This window comes from Pantoea sp. RIT-PI-b (assembly GCF_001187905.1).
GTDB classification, from domain to species: domain Bacteria; phylum Pseudomonadota; class Gammaproteobacteria; order Enterobacterales; family Enterobacteriaceae; genus Pantoea; species Pantoea nemavictus.
The window spans coordinates 857,020-873,961 of record NZ_LGIS01000012.1 but is presented as its reverse complement, the minus strand read 5'-3'; the positions used below and the strand labels follow the sequence as shown (position 1 = coordinate 873,961).

General features: G+C 55.6%; 16 protein-coding genes. 9 read left to right on the top strand and 7 right to left on the bottom strand.

The annotated features are described in order from the left end of the window. Positions 1-61 precede the first annotated feature (61 nt). Positions 62-778 (bottom strand): GNAT family N-acetyltransferase, encoded by a 717-nt coding sequence (locus tag AC790_RS05745; RefSeq protein WP_049851164.1) that lies wholly within the window; start codon positions 776-778, stop codon positions 62-64. Positions 779-787: 9 nt separating this feature from the next. Continuing rightward, the gene (locus AC790_RS05740) at positions 788-1,663 is read right to left on the bottom strand and encodes a LysR substrate-binding domain-containing protein (RefSeq protein WP_049851163.1); all 876 of its coding nucleotides are present in this window, start codon (positions 1,661-1,663) and stop codon (positions 788-790) included. 99 nt (positions 1,664-1,762) lie between these two features. Here AC790_RS05740 and AC790_RS05735 point away from each other — a divergent pair, with 99 nt between their 5' ends. Further along, positions 1,763-2,089: a carboxymuconolactone decarboxylase family protein gene (locus tag AC790_RS05735; protein WP_049851162.1), complete on the top strand. Its 327-nt coding sequence runs from the start codon at positions 1,763-1,765 to the stop codon at positions 2,087-2,089. Beyond that, positions 2,071-2,463 (top strand): tautomerase family protein, encoded by a 393-nt coding sequence (locus AC790_RS05730; protein WP_049851161.1) that lies wholly within the window; start codon positions 2,071-2,073, stop codon positions 2,461-2,463. Before AC790_RS05735 ends, AC790_RS05730 begins: the two co-directional genes overlap by 19 nt. 81 nt (positions 2,464-2,544) lie before the next feature. Here the strand turns inward: AC790_RS05730 and AC790_RS05725 are convergent, their stop codons facing one another. From AC790_RS05725 to AC790_RS05715, 3 genes are read right to left on the bottom strand one after another with little or no spacing between them, the layout of a single operon-like run. Next, positions 2,545-4,347, bottom strand: coding sequence for an ABC transporter ATP-binding protein (locus AC790_RS05725; protein WP_049851160.1), 1,803 nt, complete (start codon positions 4,345-4,347; stop codon positions 2,545-2,547). Next, positions 4,344-5,786 (bottom strand): M81 family metallopeptidase, encoded by a 1,443-nt coding sequence (locus AC790_RS05720; protein WP_007891225.1) that lies wholly within the window; start codon positions 5,784-5,786, stop codon positions 4,344-4,346. Before AC790_RS05720 ends, AC790_RS05725 begins: the two co-directional genes overlap by 4 nt. 11 nt (positions 5,787-5,797) lie before the next feature. Beyond that, positions 5,798-6,931 carry an ROK family transcriptional regulator gene (locus tag AC790_RS05715; protein WP_049851159.1) on the bottom strand — a complete coding sequence of 378 codons (1,134 nt, stop codon included), beginning with the start codon at positions 6,929-6,931 and terminating at the stop codon, positions 5,798-5,800. A 287-nt stretch (positions 6,932-7,218) separates the two neighbouring features. Between AC790_RS05715 and AC790_RS05710 the strand changes: the two genes are divergently transcribed. The 5 genes from AC790_RS05710 (at position 7,219) to AC790_RS05690 (ending at position 12,941) form a co-directional block, all read left to right on the top strand. Beyond that, positions 7,219-8,754 carry an ABC transporter substrate-binding protein gene (locus tag AC790_RS05710; RefSeq protein WP_049851158.1) on the top strand — a complete coding sequence of 512 codons (1,536 nt, stop codon included), beginning with the start codon at positions 7,219-7,221 and terminating at the stop codon, positions 8,752-8,754. Positions 8,755-8,772: 18 nt separating this feature from the next. Next, complete coding sequence (locus AC790_RS05705) at positions 8,773-9,693, top strand: ABC transporter permease (RefSeq protein WP_049851157.1); 921 nt, start codon at positions 8,773-8,775, stop codon at positions 9,691-9,693. Then, on the top strand, positions 9,693-10,559 hold the full coding sequence (locus AC790_RS05700) for an ABC transporter permease (protein ID WP_049851156.1): 867 nt from the start codon (positions 9,693-9,695) through the stop codon (positions 10,557-10,559). The genes AC790_RS05705 and AC790_RS05700 overlap by 1 nt, the downstream gene beginning before the upstream one ends. Further along, positions 10,556-11,497: an ROK family protein gene (locus AC790_RS05695; protein ID WP_049851155.1), complete on the top strand. Its 942-nt coding sequence runs from the start codon at positions 10,556-10,558 to the stop codon at positions 11,495-11,497. The genes AC790_RS05700 and AC790_RS05695 overlap by 4 nt, the downstream gene beginning before the upstream one ends. Before the next feature lie 211 nt (positions 11,498-11,708). After that, entirely contained in the window at positions 11,709-12,941 is a 1,233-nt protein-coding gene (locus AC790_RS05690) for an MFS transporter (protein ID WP_007891232.1), read from the top strand. 119 nt (positions 12,942-13,060) lie between these two features. On the opposite strand, the gene AC790_RS05685 is transcribed toward AC790_RS05690, so the two are convergent. Then, positions 13,061-13,936 carry a LysR family transcriptional regulator gene (locus tag AC790_RS05685; protein ID WP_049851154.1) on the bottom strand — a complete coding sequence of 292 codons (876 nt, stop codon included), beginning with the start codon at positions 13,934-13,936 and terminating at the stop codon, positions 13,061-13,063. Between the two features lie 123 nt (positions 13,937-14,059). On the opposite strand from AC790_RS05685, the gene AC790_RS05680 reads away from it, so the two are divergent. Together AC790_RS05680 and AC790_RS05675 are read left to right on the top strand one after the other, a co-directional pair. Then, the gene (locus tag AC790_RS05680; protein ID WP_049851153.1) at positions 14,060-14,785 is read left to right on the top strand and encodes a pirin family protein; all 726 of its coding nucleotides are present in this window, start codon (positions 14,060-14,062) and stop codon (positions 14,783-14,785) included. A 187-nt stretch (positions 14,786-14,972) separates the two neighbouring features. Continuing rightward, positions 14,973-16,286, top strand: a complete 1,314-nt coding sequence (locus AC790_RS05675) for an MFS transporter (RefSeq protein WP_049851152.1) — start codon at positions 14,973-14,975, stop codon at positions 16,284-16,286. Positions 16,287-16,415: 129 nt separating this feature from the next. Here the strand turns inward: AC790_RS05675 and AC790_RS05670 are convergent, their stop codons facing one another. Further along, a complete protein-coding gene (locus AC790_RS05670) occupies positions 16,416-16,853 on the bottom strand; it encodes a 6,7-dimethyl-8-ribityllumazine synthase (protein WP_007891239.1) in 438 nt (145 codons plus the stop codon). Between the last annotated feature and the right edge of the window lie 89 nt (positions 16,854-16,942).

The window sequence follows — 16,942 nt, the reverse complement described above, 5'->3', positions numbered from 1 at the left end:
CTCTGGTGGGTTTAAAAGTTGGCAAGTGTAGGATGCGATTGTGGTTAGCGCCACTGGCGGCTTATGGAACACGGGTTGGGTCAGGAAAAAAACAGCGCAGTTTCTGCCGCTCGCGCCCGCTATCATCGATATTCTCCGCCGCCAGCCAGCGGCTTAATGCCTGATCAATCACCGGCCATTCACCATCAATAATCGATAACCCATCAGTATCGCGATTGCGCTGTTTACGCGTCATCGCCTGACGGAAACGGCCTTCGAAGGTAAATCCCATGCGCTCTGCCGCGCGACGCGATCCCTGATTCAGCGAGTCACAGCGCCAGGCGACGCGGCGATAACCCAACGTGAAGGCCTGTTTGAGTAATAGAGTTAACGCCTCGCTGCCCAATACGTTGCGCTGCATCAGCGGCGACCAGGTGACATGGCCAATCTCGATTGCCCCGTTTTGCACATCGATATTGGCAAAGCACACCGCACCGACAGCCTGTTGGCGTGCATTGTCGATCACCGCATAACACACCAATGCGCTGTCGCTCATTTTGTTGTTAACCCACTGTTCCATCTCGATTAATGATTGCGGTTTGGCAGCGCCCAGCCAGGTCCAGTCGCGATCGTCCGGTGCCAGCGAGAAGGCAGTAAACAGCGCCTCGCTGTGCACCCGCTGTAACGGGGCTAACTGACAAAAGCGGCCCGTAAGCACTGCCGTGGGAGGAAAAGTGGCGGGTTGCCAGTCGGGTAAGGGCACACCAACGGGTTGACCATATTGATTGAGTTGTGTCACATCATCTCCTTAAAGGTAGCCTGCAACCGCGCTGGTGGTGAGCTGCACCAACATCTGCTGGGCAGCATCGTTAGCGTCATGCTGCCACAGGGCGATGCCCATGCTGCCAGGCGACGGCAACTGGGCGTTGAACGAGCGTAAACCCGCAGGTAACCCAATTTGGCTACGCAACGTGATGCCGAGCCCAGCCTGCACCGCCGCCCATACGCCACTGAGACTGTGGCTGGTAAACACCACGCGCCAGTCGATGCCCGCTTGCTCCAGCACGGCAAGTGCACGTGAACGCATCAGACACGGAGCGTCAAACATCACCAGCGGCAAGGCGTCGCCGCTTGAGAGAAGGGCGCTGAGAGAAAAATCCTCAGCGCCGATCCACGCCAGCGGTGTTTGTCCCAGCAGTTCACTTTGCGCGGGAAGATTATCACCCTGCCACAGCAGCGCCATATCGAGACTTTGCTCCGTCATCGCCTGCAGTAACGGCTGATTGCGATCCACGCGCGCGCTGATACGCACACTGGGATGCTGGCGACTAAAGGGACCAAGAATGCCCGGCATCAGTGACTCACCAAAATCCTCCTGCATACCGATACGCACTGCGCCCTGCAGCAGCTCGCCGCGCACGGCGCGCCAGGCCTCATCGTTCAGACAAAGCAGACGACGCGCGTAGCTCAGCAGGATTTCGCCGCCGGGCGTAAGCGCCAGATGACGTCCACATTTGGTCACCAGCTCCATGCCGCACTGCTGCTCCAGCTTTTTCAGCTGGGCGCTGACTGCCGATGTTGAGCGACACAGCTGCTGCGCTGCCAGCGCGAAGCTACCGCACTCAATCCCCAGCACAAAACTGCGCAGCGCATCGCTATCCAGCGAGACGGGAATCTTCTCCATAACCATCCTTCAAATCGGGATTATCAGTCCTGAATAATTTGATTTTCAGGATTGTAGCAGCGCATCACAATCGCTGCATGTTCAAGGCCGGAGAAAAACATGAGTAAGCCACTCGATCGTGATTCGTTACAGCGCGTTGCACCGAAATTAGCCGAATTAACCGAGCAGGTGCTTTTTGGCGATATTTGGCAGCGATCGCTATTGTCAGCGCGTGAGCGCAGTCTAATTACTCTCGCCACGCTTAGTGCGCTCGGTCGTGAGCAGCAGCTGCCGTGGCATCTCGATTTTGCCCAGAAAAACGGACTGAGCCGGGAAGAGCTGGTGGAACTCTTCACTCATCAGGCTTTTTATGCAGGATGGCCTGCGGCGGTAACTGCACTGGCTTTGCTGCAAGAGGAGAACCACTCATGCCCTTTAGCCGAATAACGGTGCGTGACGGCTGGAGCGATGCCGATCTGCAGACATTATCAGAGACGCTTCATGAGGTATTGGTGGCAGAATTTAACGTGCCAGCCAGCGATCGTTTTCAGGTGATTGAAACCGTCAGCGCGCAGCGATTTATTTATGATCGCAGTTACCTCAGCGGCGGTCGCAGCGACCGTTATGTGCTGCTCACTATCGTGGCGGGTAAGCCGCGCAGCATGGAACAGAAGCGAGCAACCTATCGCCTGTTGAGTGAACGCCTGCAGCAGCGGCTTGGGCTCGATCCCAATGATCTGATGATCATTACTCAACACACTCAACCCGAAGACTGGAGTTTTAGCAGCGGCGAAATGTTTGAATTGGGTATGATCCAATAGAACCGTACTTGTCGCGCATGGCATATAAATCTGTGCGTAACAAGTTGCGCCGCTACAGCATAGGCGATGGGTGAATATAAATTACTCCATCACCCAATGCCCAGCGCTCACCTCGCGGTAGCGGCGCGTTTCTGGGACAAATCCCAGCGCGCGCACCGGACTTTTTAGTTCGCTGATGTCAATCTGACGTTTCACATGACGACGAGCCGGATCGGGCACCGGCACCGAGGACAACAGTTTGCGCGTGTAGTCATGCTGCGGGTTTTCAAAGATAGCCGCACGCGGGCCAATCTCGACGATTTCTCCCAGCAGCATCACCGCGACGCGATGGCTAATGCGCTCTACCACCGCCATATCGTGTGAAATAAACAGATACGACAAGCCAAGACTCTGCTGCAGGTCGAGCAGTAGATTGATGATTTGCGCTTTCACCGTGACATCCAGCGCCGACACGGATTCATCGGCGATGATCATTTTAGGATCGAGCATTAAAGCGCGCGCGATGCAGATGCGCTGGCGCTGGCCGCCGGAAAATTCATGCGGATAACGTTTCATCATGCTGGCGGCCAGGCCAACGCGCTCCATCAGTGACGCCGCTTTTGCGCGCGCCTCGGCTTTGCTGCCTAAGCGATGCTGCAGAAAGGGTTCGGTAAGCGCCTCCAGCACCGACATACGCGGATTAAGGCTGGCGAACGGATCCTGGAAAATCATCTGCATGGTGCGGCGCAGGGTGCGCAGTTCATTGGCGGAGAGATTCAGCACGTCGTAACCATCAAAGGCCGCTTCGCCCGCCGCTGGCGTAACAAGCCGTGTTAACGATCGTCCGGTGGTCGATTTTCCGCAGCCCGATTCGCCCACCAGCGACAAGGTTTCGCCCGGCATTAAATCAAATGAGATGTTCTCCACCGCATGCACCGCGCCGGTTTTGCGGCTAAACACCCCTTCATGGATACTGAAGCGGGTGCTGAGATTTTTCACTGATAACAGCGGCTGGTGCGGTGTCGCGGCAGCTGCGGCGACCGCTGTCGCCGTATCATCAAGGGAGAACTTACGCGGGCCATCAATGCCGCGCATCGCACCTAACTGCGGCACGGTGGCAATCAGCGTGCGGGTATAATCGGCGGCGGGTGCCGAGAAGATGGCGGCGGTGGTGCCGGTTTCTACTACATCGCCCTGATACATCACCAACGTACGATCGGATACTTCGGCAACCACGCCCATATCATGCGTGATAAATAGCACGGCGGTGCCTTCCTCTTCCTGCAACGTTTTGATCAGGTCGAGAATTTGCCCCTGAATCGTCACGTCGAGCGCGGTAGTGGGTTCATCCGCAATCAACAGCTTTGGCCGCAGCGCCAGCGCCATGGCAATCATCACGCGCTGCCGCATCCCGCCGGAAAAATGATGCGGATAATCATTAAAGCGTTTGGCGGCATTCGGGATACGTACCTTCTCCAGCAGACGAATCGTCTGTTCACGTGCGGCACGTTTACTGATTTTGCGATGATTGATCAGCGCTTCCGCAATCTGATTGCCGATAGTGAAGGAGGGATTCAGGCTGGTCATCGGCTCCTGAAAAATCATCGCCACCGCGTTGCCCCGCATATCGCGCATGGCGGACTCGCTCAGCGTCAGCAGATCAACGCCATTGAGCATAACCTTGCCGCTTACGCGCGCGTGGCGCATGTTGAGTAAGCGCATAATCGCCATTGAGGTAACGCTTTTGCCCGATCCCGATTCACCGACGATCGCCAGCGTTTCGCCCGCCGCGACGGTTAACGACACATTTCTCACCACCTCGCGCCATTGATGGTCAACGCGGAAGGCGACCGTCAGATTTTCAATGCGCAGAACCGGTTCGACTGCTGCTGAGGCGCTGTTCATTTCGCTGCCACAAAACGCGCTGACAGGTGGCTTACCGGCAGGAAGCTGAAGTCGGTATCAAACGGGTAAGCAGGCTGCAATTTGCGCTTACGCGTTAAGCGTTCCACATACTGATCGACTACGCCTTCTGACAGCGCCATTAAATTAGGATTAGCCAGCGGCGCCAGCTCCGGCGACAAATAGCCCGATTTCACCACCACGATTTTGGCGCTTGCTGGATCGAGGCCGAGCAGGGCGAAATCCGCCAGGTTGTGATAGGGACGGCGACGATCGGCCACCACCAGCGTAATGCCGTCGATTTGCAGCAGCGCCTGTTTCGCCAGCGAACGGGCATCGTCGCTAAGATGCTTCACCACGAATTCGCCTTGCACTTTTCCGCCTGCCGGATCGAGCGAGGCACCCACGCTGAGCTGCAGCGTGGCGCCCACGCCAGCGGCAAACGCCGCATCGGTGGCGGGTTTATCGGTAATTCCTGCCACGATAACGTCCTGCGCCCGCTGGCGAATCAGTTCGGCCAACACATCAGCACGATCGCCCACGCCGCCGCCGGTAGGATTATCACCAGAATCCGCCAGAATGACTGGTGCGGTTTCACTGGCGATGGCCATGGTTACGCACTCATCAATGCTGCCGGTAACGCAGCCAAAACTGAATTCGTCGCGCGCCTGCCAGTAAGCTAATGCCAGTTTGGCGGCCTGCTCAGATAACACATCGGCGTCGGTACCCGTCATGATTGCAGCGGCGGTGGCACGCGGTTCATCTGCCCAAACGTAGCCAACCATCAGCGACGCATCCCAGATGTGTTCCAGCGCATTAATTGCAGGTAAACGTGCATACAAACTTTTGGCTGGCTCATCTTCCGTGCTGGTACGTTCACCGGGCAACACTACTGGAATCGGCGCCCACACCACGCCCGGTTTAACCCCGCTTTGCAGGCTTTTAACCAGCATCGATACCGAGCGGCGCATGGTCTCTTCCACATCAATGTGCGGCGCAGTGCGATAGGTGGAGAACATATCGATGGCATCGATGATACGCTGCGTAACATTGCCATGCAGATCGTAGCTCACCGTAATCGGGCAATCTGCGCCAACTAACTCGCGGGTGGCGCTGATCCAGTCGCCTTCGGCATCTTCCATGCCTTCAACGTACACCGCACCGTGCATGGCGAGATAAACGCCATCCACCGGTAAATGTGCGGCCAGGCGCGTCAGGAAATCGTGCTTAAAATCTTCGTAGGTGATGCGTGCCACCGGGCCTCCGGCGATGGCGCGCGCGTGGAAGGTGGGCAGAAACTCGGCATCATAATCCTGCAGAAAGGCAAAGTAGGGGTTGGTAATCAGGTCATCACCGCGCACGATGCGGAAGTCGTCGGCATAATTCAGCACCGGATTGTAAGTACTGCACTCAGTATGAATTCCACCAAAAGCAATGCGCATAGCAGCCTCCGCTAGTCGGGTAAGTGAATGATAAAACGATACGCCGCCACACTGGCCGCGGCTCTGGCCCAGCTCTCTTCATCAATGACCATGCTGGATATCGGCGTTTTGCCGATAATCGATGGCAACACGTGGCTATCAATCGCCTGCAGCACCACGGTTTTTAGCAGCCCGTCAAACGCATCGGGCTGATGGGCAATCACAATCATTTCGGGGTCATTCATCTGGATTATGTTGGCGATCGCCAGGCCCAGCGCATGACCGGCCTGATGTAAAATTGCGATCGCTGCGCTGTTGCCTTTCACCGCCAGCGCCTCCAGCTCGGTAATCGAACCGCTCTCCAGCGCTTTATCGCGCATGCTTTCACGAATGGCGGTTAACGACGCCAGCGTATCAAGGCAGCCGCGTTTGCCGCAGCGGCAGGGACGCCCGCCTGGTTCGATGGTGCAGTGGGCAATTTCACCGGCGCCGCCGTGCGCCCCGCGATGCAGTTGCCCCTGAAAAAAGTGCGCCGCGCCAATGCCATCACCATGGGAAATCAGGCTGAAATTGCGCGCCTTTTTCGCCACCCCGAATATCTTCTCGCTCACCGCCAGCGCTTTGGCATCGTTTTCCAGCGAAACATCCAGCCCGGTTTGCTGTTTCAACAGCTCGGCGAGCGGCACGTTCTTCCAGCCCAGCAGCGCCGACTGCACGCAAACAGCCTGATTTTCATCGACAAAGCCGGAGAGGGTAACGCCAAGACCGATCAGTTGATCCGGCGAAATCGTTTTTTGCGCAATCAGCGCCGGAATCGCAGCTGCAATGGTCACCGCCAGCTGCTGAGGATCAAGATTCAGCGCCATGTCGGTAGAAGCCAGCGTGCGGCCATGCATATCAATCAACACTAAAACTACGCGCTCACCGAGCAGCGAAGCACCGAGAAAATAGGCGCTGTCGGCGCGCATTTTTAATAAAATTGATGGACGACCCTGCCCAGTAGATTCAGCAGCACTCTCCTCCAGCAGTCCGGCGCTCAGCATCTCTTTTACCAGCGGACTAATTGCGGCTTTGCTCAACTTCATCTTTTCCGCCAGCGCGGTGCGGCTCATCCCATGCGAGGCAATAAGCAAACGTAAAATTTGTTGCTGATGGGGATTGAGCATGCGGGTTCTCACAGCGTTAACACTTATGCGCTGACAATAATAAGGCCAGAAAACAAATACAACGATATTTAGTTAATTTTCTGAATGCAGATCTAATTATAAGTAAATTATATGAACCTACATCTTGGCTTTTGTTTAGGGATTGTGGCTTATATAGCGCAACGCTGTGGTAAAGATTTCGTAGGGGCGCCATTCATGGCGACCAATACATTCAGGTGCGCATAAATGTGCACTCTACAACGACTTGTTCATTCACCGATCGTTTCAATGATTCATTGAGGGCCTTCATGGAAAGCAAACATAAGCATTTCAAGGTACTGACGCTGGCCGGTTGTCTATTGGCGTCACTGGCGAGCGCCTCCGTTTTCGCCAGTCAGCTGGTGATCATGCAAAACGAACCGCCGCGCAGCATGGACCCAGGCAACCAAACCGCGACCTTTACCGGTACGGTGCTGGACCCGATGTATGAAGGCCTTACACGTCTCGGTGATGACGGCAAAATCATTCCGGCATTAGCGCTGTCGTGGACATCCGATGAAAGCGGACTCAACTGGACATTTACCCTGCGGCCCAATGTGAAATTCCATGACGGCACGCCATTTAATGCCGATGCGGTAGTAGAAAACTTTCAGCGCCATTTAAATACGCAGCGCGGTTTAGCGGGCAGCGGCAAAATTCGCACCTTTATTCAGGATGTGAAGAAAAAAGACGATTTGACGGTCACGTTTCAGCTGAAAAAAATTAACCCGGCATTTTTAACCGTATTAGCCTCTGGTCCGGGTTTAATGGTGAGCCCAAAAGCGGATAAAGACGGCACAATTAACAATAAAGCTGACGGCACGGGCCCGTATAAATTGGTGCAATATAAATCCGGCGAATATGTGCTTGAACAAAAGAATACCGACTACTGGGGAAAATCCTCCGGTCCGGATGAAATTAAATGGACGTGGAGCAGCGAACCTTCAGTAATGAATATGGCGCTGCAATCGGGGCAGGTCGATATTATTAACCCGGTGCCGCCGCAGTTTGCTGGCATGTTGAAAAACAATGCCAACGTCAATCTGAAACAGTCGCCGGGTGCGGCGGTGTTCTGGGTCGATCTCAATACCCAGAGCAAAGCGCTCAGCGATGTCCGCGTGCGCCAGGCGTTGAATTTCGCCACGGACCAACAGGCGCTGGTCAAAGCCATCATGTTTGGCTATGCGCAACCGGCTAACTCTGCGCTGGCACCGGTTGATCCAAACTACGACAAGAATCTGCACGACTATCCGTACGATGTGCAGAAAGCCAAAGATCTGCTGAAAGCGGCGGGCTACGCCGATGGCTTCGCGCTTTCGATTGCGGTACAGGCGCCGGATGCGCGCACCGCGCAGGTGTTACAGGGCATGTGGAGCAAAATTGGCGTAAAACTTACCGTGCGCCAGATGGAGAGCGGCGTATGGACCAAAGCCGCCTTTGCCGATGGCAAAGAGAAAGCCGCGCAGGGGACCGATGCGGTGCTGGCATCCTGGTCTTCCGGCTTATACGGCTCAGACCTGCAGTTGCGTCCGCTGTATCACACCAGCAGTTTCGCGCCGGGCGGCGCCAACCTCGGCTTCTTTAGCGACAAACAGACGGATGAACTCATCGATACCGCAGCCTCCACGCTCGACGATGCCAAACGCAAAGATCTCTATTTCCAGGCACAAAAGCAGATCAGCGGATTAGCGCCGCAGGTGCTGCTGTTCTATCAGGACGATCTCTATGCCGCACGTAAAAATATCAGCGGTGTGATCATGCAGCCGGGCGGACAAATTGTCGTGCGCGATGCGGTGAAGCAATAAACCAATGGCTGATGTGAAATGAAAGCGTACGTCGCAAAAAAGGTGCTTTCGCTGCCGCTCATTATCTTCGGCGTGTCGATCATCGTGTTTATCGCCATCCGTGCGCTGCCGGGCGATCCGGCGCGGCTGATGGCCGGCCCGGAAGCGCCACAGGAAGCGGTGGACAGTATGCGAGTGCGGCTGGGGCTGGATCAGCCCTTGCCGCTGCAATACGTCAAGTTTGCCGCGGAAGCGCTGCATGGCAACCTCGGATTGTCGCTGCAGTCGCAGCGTCCGGTGATGACGGAAATCAGTGAGCGGTTGCCCTACACCTTATCGCTGGCGGCGCTGGCTTATCTGCTGGCGATTGCGATTGGCGTACCGGCGGGGATGACTGGCGCAATTTATCGCCAGCGCATTCCCGACCAAATCGTTATGGTGCTGACCATCGCCGGTGCGTCGATTGCTAACTTCTGGCTGGCGCTACTGGCGATGAACTACTTTGCCGTAGAGCTGGGCTGGCTGCCGCTGCTGGGCGCTGATTCATGGAAAAACTACATCATGCCCACCGTCACGCTGGCGATCTTGCCGATGGCGATGATTGCCCGCATGACGCGTTCCAGCATGCTGGATGTGTTGAGTCAGGATTACATTCGCACCGCCAAAGCCAAGGGATTGTCCTCTGGCAGCATTCACTGGAAGCACGCGCTGCGTAATGCGCTGATCCCCATCGTCACCATTGTCGCCCTCAACTTCGGCAGCCTGATTGGCGGCGCGGTGGTCACCGAATCGGTGTTCAACTGGCCGGGGATTGGCCGCTTGCTGGTGGATTCAGTGCGTTACCGCGATTATCCGGTGATTCAGGGCGTCACTCTGGTTGCCGTAACCGGCGTGGTGTTGATGAACCTGGTGGGCGAAATTTTGATTGGCTTGCTCAACCCGAAAATAAGGTTCGACTGATGAACAGTATTGAAAGCGCCGCGCTGCCGCCGCGTTCACGCAGCCGAAACCTGCTCAGAATGCTGATCGCCAATCCGTCAATTGCCATTGGCGGCGCGCTGGTGCTGCTGGTAGTCCTCGCCGCCGCGCTGGCTCCGCTGATAACCCATTGGGATCCGGTCGAGCAGGATTTACTTAATACCTTACAAGCGCCTTCGGCCGCACACTGGTTTGGGACCGACGATTATGGTCGCGACATTTTTTCACGCGTGATTTACGGTGCGCGCATCACGCTGTTTGAAGTGAGCCTCAGCGTGGCAATATCCATGGTGATCGGCATTCCGCTCGGCATCATCTCCGGATTGGCTGGGCGCAAGATTGATGCGCTCATCATGTGGGTGATGGATATCATCTTTGCCTTTCCCGGCATTGTGCTGGCGATTTTGATTGTTAGCGTATTGGGAGAAGGACTCACCAATATGCTGATTGCCATCTCGCTGTTCTCGATTCCGGTGTATGCGCGCCTGAGCCGCAACCTGACACTCGGCCTGAAGAATATGGAGTACATCGAAGCGGCGCATATGCTTGGCGTGCGCTATCCGCGCATCATCACGCACTATATTTTGCGCAACTCCATTGGCCCGCTGATTGTCCAGTCGACGTTAACGGCGGGCGCCGGGGGGCTTTCTGCCGCCAGCCTCTCTTTCCTCGGCTTAGGCGTGCAGCCGCCAATGCCAGAGTGGGGTACTATGATGAGCGACGGGCGCAACTTCCTTGGCCTGAATATCTATGTGTCACTCTTTCCCGGATTGGCGATTTTGATTACCGTACTGGGCTTCAACGTGCTCGGTGATGGATTACGTGATGTGATGGATAAACGTTTATGAGTGAACAACCTGCGGTAATTTGCCTCGATCTGGGCGGCTCATTTATCAAGTTAGGCGCGATGGATGCGCAGGATCAATTAACCCTGCTCGATCAGCAACCCATCCCGGCCGCCAGCTGGGAAGATTTCACCGCGCTGGTTAGCCAGATGATTGCCCAACATCAGGCGCATTTTGCCACCCATAGCCCGCTGGCGATCTCCACCGCCGGCATTGTGGCGCCAGAGTCAGGCGAGATGTTTGCCAGTAACATTCCCGCGTTTCATCAGCGCAGTCTGGCTAACGAACTGGGCGCGCTGCTGCACCGCCAGGTCATTGTGCATAACGATGCTGACTGCTTTACCGTGGCCGAAGCGTTAGCCGGTGTCGGAAGAGGGCATAAAGTGGTGTTTGGCGCCATTCTCGGTTCAGGCGTGGGCGGCGGATTAGTGGCGGATGGCCGCATTATTACCGGACAAAATGGTTTGACCGGCGAATGGGGACACGGGCCGATTACGCTCACCGAAGTGGAAATTGATGGCACCACCGTGCGCCTGCCGCGCCTGAGCTGCCCGTGCGGACAAAAGGGCTGCCTCGACAGTTACGGAGGCGCGCGCGGTCTTGAGAATCTGCATCAGACATTGCATAACTGCACCGCCAGCAGCGTTGAGATTATTACACGCTGGCAGCAGCAGGATGCGCTGGCACAGCAAACCATCAAGGCGTGGCTGCAGCTGGTCGGTCAGCCGCTCGCCTACAGCATCAATATCACTGGTGCCTCACGCGTGGCGGTGGGGGGCGGATTGGCGTCCGTAACATCGCTGATCGCAGCATTGGACGAAGTGGTGCAGGGCTATGTATTACGCCGCACCTCACAGCGTTTAGTGGTCCCCGGCGAGTTCGCGCATCACGGCGGCATGATGGGCGCCGCACTTTTGGCCCGGCAAAGTCGCCAATACTGAATTCATGCACGTTTTGTAGCGGCGCGATTTATCGCGCGAATCAATGGCTGCAGTGTGCCAATTCCTATTTTGCGCAATAAATTGCGCCGCTACGGCATGTGCGGGTTTTTACGCTATCATATGCCGCTTACTTAACTCAGTTACGACGATGGTTGCTGTTTAATGCGTCCACGATCCTGACTGAGTTCTTCACCTGTGGTTCGGAAAACTCATGTCATCAGTACAACCCCAACTTACTCAGCTGCCGAATGAGGCATCGCTGCCGCGTCAGAGCGTGCTGAAAGCCCTGTTCGCACTCGGCACCGGCGGTTTTGCCATTGGTACCGGCGAATTCGTCATCATGGGCCTGCTGCCCGATGCAGCCAAGGGCCTCAACGTATCGATTCCCTCCGCTGGGCATCTCATCAGTATTTATGCCCTCGGCGTGGTGATTGGTGCGCCACTGCTGGCGGTATTGGGCGCACGCGCCTCACGTCGTAACTTCCTGATGACGCTAATGGGCCTGTTTGCCGCCGGTAACCTGCTGAGTGCGATTGCGCCCGGCTATTACTCGATGCTGCTGGCGCGTTTCCTCGCCGGTTTCCCGCACGGCACCTTCTTTGGCGTAGCGGCGCTGGTAGCTGCTGGCCTGGTCGAACGCAAAAAGCGCGCGCAGGCGGTGTCGATGGTGCTGTTTGGCCTGACTATCGCCAACTTACTCGGCGTGCCCGCCGTCACTGCCATAGGTCAATGGTTCGGCTGGCGTGATGCGTTTGCCATTGTCGGCGGTCTGGCGCTGGTGACCTTGCTGTTGATTTGGCTGTGGGTGCCGAACGTGGCTGGCGACAAACAGGCCAGCCCGCTGCGTGAACTCTCCGCTTTGACGCGCAAACAGGTGCTTTTAACGCTAGCGATTGGCGCGGTGGGCAGCGGCGGTTTGTTCTCGGTGTTTAGCTACGTTAAACCGACCATGACCGAACTGGCGCAGATGCCGGTGAGCTGGATTCCCGCCGTGCTGGCGCTGTTCGGGCTGGGCATGATTATCGGCAACATTGCCGGTGGCCGTCTGGCCGATCGCGGCATTGAAAAGACCATCCGCATTTTGCTGATCTGGTCATTTCTGGTGCTCAGCGCCTTTGTGTTTGCCGCGCACTATGCGCTGGCGGGTGCCATCAATGTGATGCTGGTGGGCACCATGGTGGCGCTGGCGGCGGTGCTGCAAATCCGCTTGATGGACGTGGCCGGTGATGCGCAAACCATGGCGGCAGCGATGAATCACTCGGCGTTTAACCTGGCGAATGCACTCGGCGCGTGGCTGGGCGGCGTCACTATTTCAGCTGGCCTGGGCTGGCAGTCAACCGGTTGGGTGGGCGCGATTCTGGCGGTGTTAGGCCTGCTGATTCATGCGGTGGCGATGCGCGATGCGCGCCGTAAATCCATCACTTTTGCTCACGAAAGTCACTGATAATTATTAATAAGCACACACCGTAGCGGCGCAATTTATTGCGCATTGCCAGGATGGGCAAAGTGCCTCCATTGGTAAACGCGATGAATCGCGTCGCTACGTTTGGTGCAAGTCATTGATTACGCCAGCTTCTCCTGCAAAAAAGCCATAAACACCCGATTAATTTCACTGCGCTGGCGATGCTGTGGATAAAGCGCATTCAGATTCAGCGTTGCCGGTTGCCACTCTTCCAGCACGGTAATCAGCTCGCCACTGGCTAACGCCGGTGCCACGATGAACTCGGGCAGCAGAATCAGCCCCAGCCCGGCAACGGCCGCATCGCGCAGCATCTCTCCATTATTGCTAACCATCGGCCCTTGCACGCTAATCACTTTGCGCTCATCGCCTCTAAACAGTTCCCAGCCCGTTTGGCTTTCGCGCCCGTAGAGCAGGCACAAATGCTCGGTGAGCGCTTCTGGCGTGCGCGGTGCGCCGGCGCCCTGCAGGTAAGCCGGACTGGCGCAAATGACTCGCCGGAACTCGCCGAGTCGTTTGGCGATCAAACTGGAATCGGGCAGCGTGCCAATGCGGATCGCCATATCGAAACCTTCGCCCACCATATCGACATAGCGATCGGCCAGTTCAACCTGGAACTGCAATCCCGGATGCAAGCTGAGAAACTCGGCGATAAACGGCGACAGATGGCTGATGCCAAACGACATCGGCACGCTGAGGCGGAAACTGCCTTGCAGCGCCTGACGGCGTCCCGATACCGCCAGCTCGGCTTCCTGCACATCATCGAGAATGCGCTGCGCGTGCTGCGCAAACAGCTGTCCGTTATCCGTCACCGATAACTTACGCGTATTACGATTGAGCAGACGCGTGCCGAGCGACTCTTCCAGAGCGGCAATACGGCGGCTGACATATTGTTTCGACAGCATGAGCTGTTCGGCGGCGGCGGTGAAGTTACCGGCTTTGATTACGGCTACATAAATGCGAAGATCTTCAATCTGCATATTGTCCACTCATCGGTGACACTCATTGTCATTTGAACGCATTGTTAGGCAAATCAGTTTACGTATACTTATCTGCAACGGGAAGGGTAATCGCCCTCCAACAGCACATTTGAGGAGCAGATCATGATTGAACAACGCCTGTCAGAACAACGCGGAGTGGGTGACCACGGTTGGTTGAACTCACATCACACTTTTTCATTTGCTAACTATTGGGATCCGCAACAGACCGGCTTCTCCGATCTGCTGGTGATCAATGATGACCGCGTTGCCGCGGGCCGTGGATTTGGTGCGCACCCGCACAACAATATGGAAATCATCTCCTATGTGCTGGAAGGCGCGCTGGAGCATAAAGATTCCATGGGCACCGGTTCGGTGATTGTGCCGGGCGATGTGCAGCTGATGAGCGCCGGTAGCGGCGTCACGCACAGCGAGTTTAACCACTCGAAAACGGATAAGGTGCACTTCCTGCAGATCTGGATTGTGCCTGCTGAACGTAACACGCAGCCGGGTTATCAGCAGGTTTCCGTGGCAGAGAGTGACAAGCGCGGCCAGCTGCGTTTGATCATTTCGCCAAACGGTGACAACGGTTCGCTCAGCGTGCATCAGGATATTCGTATTTATGCCGGACTGTTTGACGGAGCAGAGCAGCAGACTTTCGAACTGGATGCCGATCGCTACGCCTATATTCACGTGGCACGCGGCAACATCGAAGTGAACGGCGTGACGTTCAAAGAGGGCGACGGTGCACGGGTTCGCAACGAAACTGCGCTGCAGTTCGCTAACGGTGATGATGCGGAAGTGCTGGTATTTGATTTGCGTCCGCTGGAAGTGAATCATCCGCAGCGTTAATGATTAAAAAGAGTGCAAAGAGCAGTGCGAGCCATCGCGCTGCTTTTTTTTATGCGCGATCACAGCGTATGTAACACTTTTTCTTAACATTAATTGCAGTGATTAAGATCGCAATAATTATTTCCATACTCTCTTTAATAGATAGCCATTGAACCTAAGCATCATGGCTAAACATGGAGAGGGCAGCATGCACGAAAAAATCCCCGGAACGCGTTGGTATCGCGTCATTGCCCCAATTCTTATCACCTGCATTGTTTCATTCATGGATCGCGTCAATATCAGCTTCGCGCTGCCTGGCGGTATGGATCAGGATTTGGCGATCACCAGCCAAATGGCCGGTGTGGTCAGCGGCATCTTCTTTATCGGTTATCTGTTTTTACAAGTGCCTGGCGGTCGTATCGCGGTGAATGGCAGCGGGAAACGTTTTATTGCCTGGTCGCTGGCCGCGTGGATGGTGGTCTCCATCGCCACCGGGTTTGTCACCCATCACTATCAGCTGCTGGCGCTGCGTTTCGTGCTAGGGATTTCCGAAGGCGGCATGCTACCGGTGGTGTTAACCATGGTCAGCAACTGGTTTCCGGAAAAGGAGCTGGGACGCGCTAACGCCTTTGTCATGATGTTCGCGCCGCTGGGCGGCATGTTCACCGCACCGATATCGGGCTACATCATTAACGTGCTGGACTGGCGCTGGCTGTTCATTATTGAAGGTCTGCTTTCTGCCGCTGTGCTGCTGGTGTGGTGGCTGGTGATCGCCGATCGTCCTGAGGATGCGCGCTGGTTACCCGCCCGAGAAAAAGAGTATCTGCTGCGCGAGCTGGCACGTGAAAAGGCCCAGCATCTTAAAAAGGAACCGGTTAGCAAAGCGCCGTTAAAAGCGGTGTTCCGGAACTCGGGTCTGATGAAGTTGGTGGCGCTGAACTTCTTCTACCAAACCGGGGATTACGGTTACACGCTGTGGCTGCCGAGTATCCTGAAAAATCTTACCGGCAGCAATATGGCGGGCGTTGGCCTGCTGGCGGCGATCCCGTTTGTCGCCACAGTTCTGGGCATTTACGCCATTTCCTGGTTGAGCGATCGCACCGGCAAGCGGCGTTTGTGGGTGATGGTTTCGCTGTTCTGTTTCGCCGCTGCGTTGCTGGCTTCGGTGGTGCTGCATGACAACGTCGTCGCCGCCTACATCGCGCTGGTGGTGTGCGGCTTCTTCCTGAAAGCGGCGACCAGCCCATTCTGGTCGATTCCCGGACGTATCGCCGCGCCGGAAGTGGCAGGTAGCGCACGCGGTGTCATTAATGGTTTAGGCAACCTGGGCGGATTCTGTGGGCCGTATCTGGTGGGCATCATGACGCTGCTGTACAGCCAAAACGTGGCGATTTGCTGGCTGGCGGGATCGCTGGTGATCGCGGGCATCTTTACGCTATTACTGCCAAAAGCGTGCGATATCAATCCTTCCGAGCCGCGCCGACAGGTAAAGGAAAATCATTTGATGAGTGTGAAACATTAAGTCGAGGCTAGTCAGGAAGGGGGAAGGATAATTGCCGTATAAGCAGCTGGCACTATTCTGAAAATTAACCTTGGGTACGCGTAATAATTAAAAAGGGAGCAGCTAATCCGTTGCTCCCTTTTATACGTTTCAATCAATCGAAAGATTATGAATAGCCAGCACAGCACGCGCGGCTTCTTTGCCTTTCTTGATGAAATGCTCGGTATAGAAGTTTTCGATGACATCAACCGGCTGGAAATTATGCGGGGTTAATGACACGGAAAACACCGGCACGTTGGTCGTCAGCTGTACGTTCATCAGGCCATCCACCACGGCTGCCGCGACGAAATCATGGCGATAAATACCGCCGTCCACCACCAGCGCCGCGCAGACAATCGCATCGTATTTGCCGGTTTCTGCCAGACGCTTAGCCAACAGCGGCATTTCAAATGCGCCAGGCACTTCCAGCACTTTTAATTGCGCTTCAACGGATTGATCGGCTAATTCTTTTTCGAAACCCACCAGAGCGTTATGGACAATTTCTTTGTGCCATCCGGCTTTAATAAATGCAATTTTAATATTGTTCATGATTATTCCGACATCACCTGTAATTTGTTCGCGCTATTAAATTAAGAGAGAAATCCATACTCTCAGCAATAATGTGTTTGTATACCATA